Here is a 7,347-nt window from a genome sequence, read left to right as displayed (position 1 = left end):
AAAGTGTGGCACGGCCTAGTTTGGACGTTGCCTTAAGCAGGTTCCTTACCTCTCAGGAAAATGACGCCTTCTGCCGTTTGAATGTGGATCGAAAACGAACGAGCTGTGGTGCCCACCGGATGGATACCTTTTCAAGGAAGCAAGCCACAATTTAAACTTGACACCAGTGGGCATAAATTCAGAGAGCCAGTCGCGGCTGGATGAAAGGTTCGTGGCAGTTCAGGCCATCTCTGAACCTTCAATCAACGGCCAAACAAGATCACAAATAAGCTGCGGATCAATTGAGTAGTTGCAGTAAGCCCCTTCCCCAATATCTGTTATTTCCTCGAGTGACGGGGCAATGGGAACTGGAATATCTGAACGCACCAATGGCCAAAAATCCAACTGACTTAAATGTGCCTTTTCAGAATGAGCAACGCCCGGCTTACCCGCCAGCCAAGTTACAAGTGTCAAACCCGAACCAATAGTAGCTACGTAAGTCTTACATGATGAGGCCCAAGCAATGCTCTCGTGCATGGCTTTTGTGGTGCCATCTACAACCCAAACCGTGCTAGGAGCGTCCTCGCGAATGGAATTAAGTAGTGGCTGACAATCTCTCATGCCGTCAACGAACAAAACAATATTCCTATTTTCTAACCGCGAACGCTCCATGAGCAAACGAGCAGCATCAATTTGTTCGATATAAGACTTGTTATGAAGCCTTAGATTAAACCAGACGATGTCTCCCCATGTACGCGCTTGCTCAATTTCATCCTTTTCTTTCTGCGTAATAACCTGATGCGCTGCATTAACAATCCGATCAGCGATGTTCGAATGCAACATAAGTGATGTAGGCCGAACCGGCACTAATCCATTGTTCATCATAAAAAAGAAAAGCTGTTCCGATGAGTTTACCTTCGTCACCGACATATTAATGGCTGAATCGAGAACTGTCTCCGGACTAATAAAGGAAAAACGATATGATACAATCTGATTTACCTCACGAAGATAACCGCTCTGCTCAAATCTGATCAAACCATTCAGGTCATTCCATATGAAATGACCTAGATTATCTATTGATCCCCCGAGTAGGCAACTGGATGTGGACGTTTCAAGATACTTCAGGACATCTTTGAAGTTGTTTACTATTAGTCGTTTCAGTGTTTCGATCGCAAGACTGTGGTTGCCCCAATCATGGGCGGGATTCCCGAGTTGAACAACCACATCAGTTAGTGGGAAATACAAAAACGTCTTCTTCCCACCAAAGCCAGCGACAACCAGATAGAATGGTTCGACACTTTGAAAATAGTAAAAAAGATAGGATTGTTTCAGTTGATCAACAGCAACAGCAAAGCCATGTGATGATTGCAACGCAATCGACGTGAATGGACAACGACAAAACGCAACGCCTTCTTTGCATAGGGAAACTTGAATTCCACCATCTCTTTTCGCTAATGCATCAAGAAAAGGATCGCCAATCGGTTCGGTGCCGACCCTGTCTAATTCCCTTAAGAGCTTTGCTAGTTCGTCATAGTGACATTCTAAAGCAAGATTAGCATCAGATTCATAAGTATCTGCGCTGATTTCGCGAATCGCCTCAAGGCTCAATCCTGCCGCAGCTAACTGTGTTGATGAAGAAATGATACGCTCATCATCCCATGCTGGTATAGACTGTATATGCGAGTTTGCGCACGAAATATCATCTTGAGCCAAAATTTTAAGTTGTTCTAGCACCTCTATTGGCGTCGATTTGTGAATTCCTTGCCAAATATAGTCACCAATTTTGGGTCTCATCGAATTTTCTGGAAGTGAAGAAAGAGAAATTCTCTCCAAATCGACTCCTTGGAATATAAACGAAACACCTCGAGATTTAATTCGAAATTCGAGTTCCTTCAAGGTTGGAAGATGAATAAAAAAAACACTGCTTTCATTAATCTCCGAACTGAAGTAAATGTGACCTTGTGAAAAGACCTCAAACTCACAAACAATATTGTCAGATCTGTCTTTATGCTGAATTGAGACAGATATCTTATAGAAGCCCTCAATGATTGTAATGTAGGGGCCATATAATAGATATCCATCCTGCGTTTCTGGCGCTTCCAGGTGACCGCTTGTATTTATGAATGGCGTCAAGGAATCAAGGCAATTAAGATCATTTGCCTTGAAGAATTGGCTACTCATGAATATTCCTTACTTCTTATGATTTATCATATGCCGTGCAAATGTATACGGCGCATCAAGCCGCCAGGAGCTACATATGGTTCTGATCGGGTTTGCATTGCATCATTAACACATATGTATGACCAATATGCGTTTTGTCAGTCAAGCCATTGAATACCCCATATTCTGTGGAAGTGGCCCAGGAAACGTTAATAGAGGAAGTATACCGCTGCCATTGTGGAATTTCTCCTTAAAAACCGGATAAGCGCATCCTCAGGATCTTGAATGTTCTCGACAACTTCAACCGGGAGGGATTACGCATCTTGTAGAGGCACGTGGAAAAGGCTGGCCTGACCTAGGCTTCGGACCTATAAATGACTATGTAAATCAGTTGATGTCTGAGTCAAACTCCCAAACAGCAGTTTGATGATGTCAGATGGGTTTTTCTGGCTCAGCGATGAGCAGTTTTCAAAGTTGCAGCCGCTGTTGCCGACCGGCACACGCGGCAAGGCGCGTGTCAATGACCGGTGTGATCAGCGGGATCATTCATGTCCTGAAGTCAGGCGGGCGTGAACCGCGCCGGGTTTGCCGGAGGCTATTTGGCTTAAGTTATGCGGCCACGGCTGGTGCGTGTAGCATGGCGTAGTATCGTTCTTCGGCTTCAGCCGGAGGGATGTTTCCTATGGGCTCCAGAAGGCGCCGGTGGTTGAACCAATCGACCCATTCGAGTGTTGCGAACTCGACGGCCTCGAGGCTGCGCCACGGTCCACGCCGATGAATGACCTCGGCCTTGTAAAGACCGTTGATGGTTTCTGCGAGAGCGTTGTCATAACTATCGCCGACGCTTCCAACCGAGGGCTCGATACCAGCCTCGGCCAGTTGCTCTGAATACCTGATCGACACGTATTGGACGCCCCTATCCGAGTGGTGCACGAGGCCGCCGCCATGGACGGGACGCCGATCATGAAGTGCCTGTTCCAGAGCATCGAGAACAAAGGTGGCATGCGCCGTCCGGCTGACACGCCAGCCGACGATCCGCCGGGCAAATGCGTCGATGACGAAGGCGACATAAACAAAGCCCTGCCAGGTGGCCACGTAGGTGAAATCCGAAACCCAGAGCCTGTTCGGCGCTGAAGCTTTGAACTGGCGGTTCACACGGTCGAATGGGCTGGGGGCCGACTTGTCCGGAACCGTCGTTTTGGCAGGTTTGCCGCGAATGATCCCTCGAAGCCCCATGGCCTTCATAAGTCGGGCCACGGTGCATCGGGCGATATCGAAGCCCTCCCGCTGCAATTGCCGCCAGACCTTGCGCACGCCATAGACCCGGAAGTTCTCCTCAAAGACACGGCGGATCTCGATCTTCAGAGCGATATCGCGGCGGGCGCGGGGCGACAGGCGATCCACGTCCACCCGCTTGGCGATATTCTCATAATAAGTCGACGGGGCAATCGGCAGCAGTCGGCAGATCGGCCTCGAATAGAGAACTGGCCCAAACACCGGACGGTGTTCATCGATGAAGGAAATCATCGCTTCAAGGGGCGCCAAATTTTCAGGCTCGCTCCGCCATCGCGAAATAAGCAGACGCCTTGCGCAGGATCTCATTGGCCTGACGAAGCTCACGGTTCTCCCGCTCCAGGGCCTTCATCTTCTCGGCCACTTCGCTCGGCAGACCGGCTCTTGTGCCACTGTCGACTTCCGCCTTCTTGACCCATTCATTGAGCGTATGTGCCGAGCAGCCGATCTTGGCTGCAATTGAGGAAACGGCAGCCCATCGCGACGGATGCTCGGCTTCATGATCCGTCACCATCCGAACGGCGCAGGCACGGACTTCAGGGGAGAATTTGTTCGTTGTCTTGCTTGTCATAGACCCTACTTCTCATGAGTTGGGGTCTCCGGCAAACACGGTGCGGTTCAACCTCTGTTTGCCCGCCGAACGAGATGATCAGCTTCACACCGCTCAAGCCCCGATCAACCAGGTGCCGCAGGAAGTTCGACCAGCCGGACTTGTCTTCCTTCGCCCCTTCGCAGATCCCCAGGATCTCCCGGTAACCATTAGAATTGACCGCGCTAGCCACAAGCAGAGACACATTCCGGACTTCTCCCGCCCACGTCCGCTTCATGACTATTCCATCCAGATAAAGATAGGGATGCGCGCCCTCGATCGGCCGGTGCCGCCATTCCTCGATCTTCGCATAGATCTTCTTGTTCAGGTTGGACACCGTGCCGGGACTGACACGCGTACCCCAAAGCGCCTCGGTGATGTCCTCCACACGCCGAACCGAAACGCCCGCCAGATACATCTCGATCAAGGCTTCCTCGACGCTGCTTTCCCGGCGCTGGTAGCGCTCGATGATCGCCGTTTCAAACGTCTGGCGCCGGAGCTTCGGCATCTTCAACTTCACTTCGCCCGCTTTGGTGTGAAGGGACCGCTCATAACTGCCGGCCCGCGTGTCCTGGCGCCCTTCACTGCGCTCGTAGCGGCCCGCTCCGCAAAGCCGGTCTGCCTCCGCATCCAGCATCGCATTCAAGGCCTCTTCAACCGTGCCACGCACCATCTCTCCCAGATGGTCCTCGATCCGGGCTTCATCGATCCGGATCACATTCGTCATCTCTTTGCGCTCACCGTCATCAGTCATGCCGTGCTCCCTTCAATCAGAATAAAGGGAACCGTCTCAACCTGAAAATGTGCGAAAGATTTTGTACGCTATCATCCTGAATCTAGTCTGGAACGACACGCCCTAGTAGAGCATAGTAGGCACTCTTTAATCTGAAAATAAGACTTAAAATTAGGTCATTTCAATGAATGTCAACTTTGATGCGAAACGTCTCATGATCTTTCCCTGCATTCTCTCCGGCGGTATCGGCTCCAGGCTTTGGCCTCTTTCGCGCAAGGACCGGCCGAAACAGTTCCTGCCGATCTTTGACGGGGAAAGCCTGTTTCAGAAAACACTGAACCGGGTGGCTGGAGATGCCTTCGCCGACCCCATCGTCATCGGCAATCATGATCACCGCTTCCTCATCGGAGAACAGCTCGCGGAAGCGGGCCGCAGCGCCAGCGCCATCCTGCTGGAGCCGATGGGCCGCAACACCGCGGCCCCTGCCGCCATGGCGGCCCTGCTGGCGGCCGAACAGAACCCGGATGCGCTGGTGCTTCTGCTGCCCTCCGATCACATGATTGCCCGGGAAGAGCAGTTCCTGGAGGCCGTGGCCCGAGCGGTACCGGCAGCTGAAGCCGGGCGCATCGTCACCTTCGGCATCACCCCGCAAGAGCCTAATACCGGCTACGGCTATATCCGCTTGGAGCAGGGTACCGATCCGGTGCGGGACGTGGCCGCCTTTGTCGAAAAGCCGGATGCGGAACGGGCCAAGGCCTTTCTGGCAGATGGCAACTATGTCTGGAACGCCGGCATCTTCCTCTATTCCGCCAAGGCGATGATCGCCGCCTTCGAGGCCCATCAGCCGGAGCTGATGGCGGATATCCGCACGGCCCTTGAAACCCGCTCGGCCGATCTCGACTTCATCCGCATGGATCCGGAAGCCTTTGCCCGCATCGGAAACATTTCCATCGACTATGCGATCATGGAACGGGCCACCGGCATAGCCTGCGTGCCCATGGCGCCGGGCTGGGATGACCTTGGCTCCTGGTCCGCCATCTGGGGCGTGTTGAATAAGGATGCCGACGGCAACAGCGGCCTAGGCGACACCCGTTTCCTCAATTCGGAAAACTGCCTTGCCTATGCGGACGAGGGCCTCGTTTCCGTTATCGGCCTTTCCGACGTGCTGGTGATCTCGACCCGCGACAGTGTTCTGGTCGCGCACAAGGACAAGGCGCAGGACGTCAAGAAGATCGTTGAAGCCCTTGAAAAGGAAGGCCGCCGCGAGGCTGACGCGCACCCGCGCAGCTACCGCCCCTGGGGCTGGACCGAGCGGATCAATGCAGGTGACCGCTTCTCCGTCCAATCCATGATGATCAAGCCCGGCAAGGGGCTGACCCTGCAAAGCCACCTGCACCGGGCCGAACACTGGGTGGTCGTCTCCGGGACTGTGGAAGTGACGATCGACGGCAAGGCAGAATATCTGACGGAAAACCAGTCCGCCTATGTGCCGCTGGGCGCCCGGCACAAGCTGTTCAACCCGGGCAAGATCCCCGTGCGGATGATCGAAGTCCAGTCCGGCACCTATCTGGACGAAGACGACATCCAGCGGCACGGGTGAATTGCTGCCATTGGCCGATTCCGCAGTGGCCATACGACGAGATCTGCGTCAAAGCAGCCGGTCAGAGCGCCCTCTCTGCTTTGCACTGACGAACGAAAACATCAGACCATTGTACCATTCGGATACTACTGAAGGTGCCTTGCCTTGGGTAATCCCCCTACCGAATAACGGGCTTCGAGCGTAAAATTTTCTCGGGCTTTATGATCGAGGAGATTTTGATGAAGACGAGCAGGTTCAGTGAACCGCGAGTCCTAGCCATCCTGCGGCATGCCGTGCCAGATTTGCGCCGGGAGCGTGGAATGAGCACAGCGTCGTTCTATAAACGGCGGCTTCTGGAGCCCGTCGGAAACATGCCGCCCGCCGAGGCCGAAGAGCGCTACTACGCCATGCAGGACGCACCAGCTATGGCAGCATAACTTAAACCAAACGGTCTCCGGCAAAGCCGGGACGGTTCACAGTCTTCAAGTGCCGGAAGCTCCGAACATGGTTTGATCCATGGATTTTATGGCGGATCGCCTTGAGGATGGAAGGAAGTTTCGGCTACAGAACGTTCTGGACGACTTCAATCGAGAGGGATTGGGCATCGAGGTGGATTTCTCGTTGCCTGCCGAGCGCGTCATCCGCAGCCTGAACCAGATCATCGAATGGCGCGGCAAGCCCATGGCAATACGGGTGGACAACGGCCCGGATTATGTCAATGGCAAGCTGTTGGCATGGGCAGAGAAGCGGAGGATAGCCTTGAGCCACATCCAGTCGGGCAAGCCCCAGCAAAACGCCTATGTCAAACGCTATAACCGCAAGGTCCAGCATGAATGGCTAGGACCAGCACATCATTGAAGGCATTGAGGAGGCACAAGAGTTTGCCACGTAGTGGCCATGGACCTACAACAACGAACGGCCCAACATGAGCATCGGCGGCATCACACCCGCACAGAAACTGAAAATGGCCGCGTGACTTCTACGAAAGAGCCCCGTTAAGAACGGGGGGATTAA

General features: G+C 53.3%; 2 protein-coding genes and 4 pseudogenes. 3 read left to right on the top strand and 3 right to left on the bottom strand.

Annotated elements, in window-relative coordinates:
* Nucleotides 1–219: 219 nt before the first annotated feature.
* Complete coding sequence (locus tag IG616_RS22270) at nucleotides 220–2,160, bottom strand: hypothetical protein (protein ID WP_192151080.1); 1,941 nt, start codon at nucleotides 2,158–2,160, stop codon at nucleotides 220–222.
* A 408-nt stretch (nucleotides 2,161–2,568) separates the two neighbouring features.
* On the opposite strand from IG616_RS22270, the pseudogene IG616_RS22265 reads away from it, so the two are divergent.
* Nucleotides 2,569–2,710, top strand: a pseudogene (locus IG616_RS22265) (IS5/IS1182 family transposase); the annotation flags it as partial.
* Between the two features lie 38 nt (nucleotides 2,711–2,748).
* Here IG616_RS22265 and IG616_RS22260 read toward each other — a convergent pair.
* Both IG616_RS22260 and IG616_RS22255 read right to left on the bottom strand, forming a co-directional pair.
* Nucleotides 2,749–4,003, bottom strand: a pseudogene (locus IG616_RS22260) (IS3 family transposase).
* Nucleotides 4,004–4,076: 73 nt separating this feature from the next.
* Nucleotides 4,077–4,748 (bottom strand): annotated as a pseudogene (locus IG616_RS22255) (IS256 family transposase); the annotation flags it as partial.
* Nucleotides 4,749–4,968: 220 nt separating this feature from the next.
* Here IG616_RS22255 and IG616_RS22250 point away from each other — a divergent pair.
* Nucleotides 4,969–6,354: a mannose-1-phosphate guanylyltransferase/mannose-6-phosphate isomerase gene (locus IG616_RS22250; protein ID WP_192151078.1), complete on the top strand. Its 1,386-nt coding sequence runs from the start codon at nucleotides 4,969–4,971 to the stop codon at nucleotides 6,352–6,354.
* A gap of 459 nt (nucleotides 6,355–6,813) precedes the next feature.
* A pseudogene (locus IG616_RS22240) lies at nucleotides 6,814–7,309 on the top strand (integrase core domain-containing protein); the annotation flags it as partial.
* Nucleotides 7,310–7,347 lie beyond the last annotated feature (38 nt).

Source organism: Roseibium litorale (assembly GCF_014842915.1).
Classification (GTDB): domain Bacteria; phylum Pseudomonadota; class Alphaproteobacteria; order Rhizobiales; family Stappiaceae; genus Roseibium; species Roseibium litorale.
Note: the sequence above shows the minus strand (reverse complement) of the source record. Positions and strands in the feature narration are given on the sequence as shown.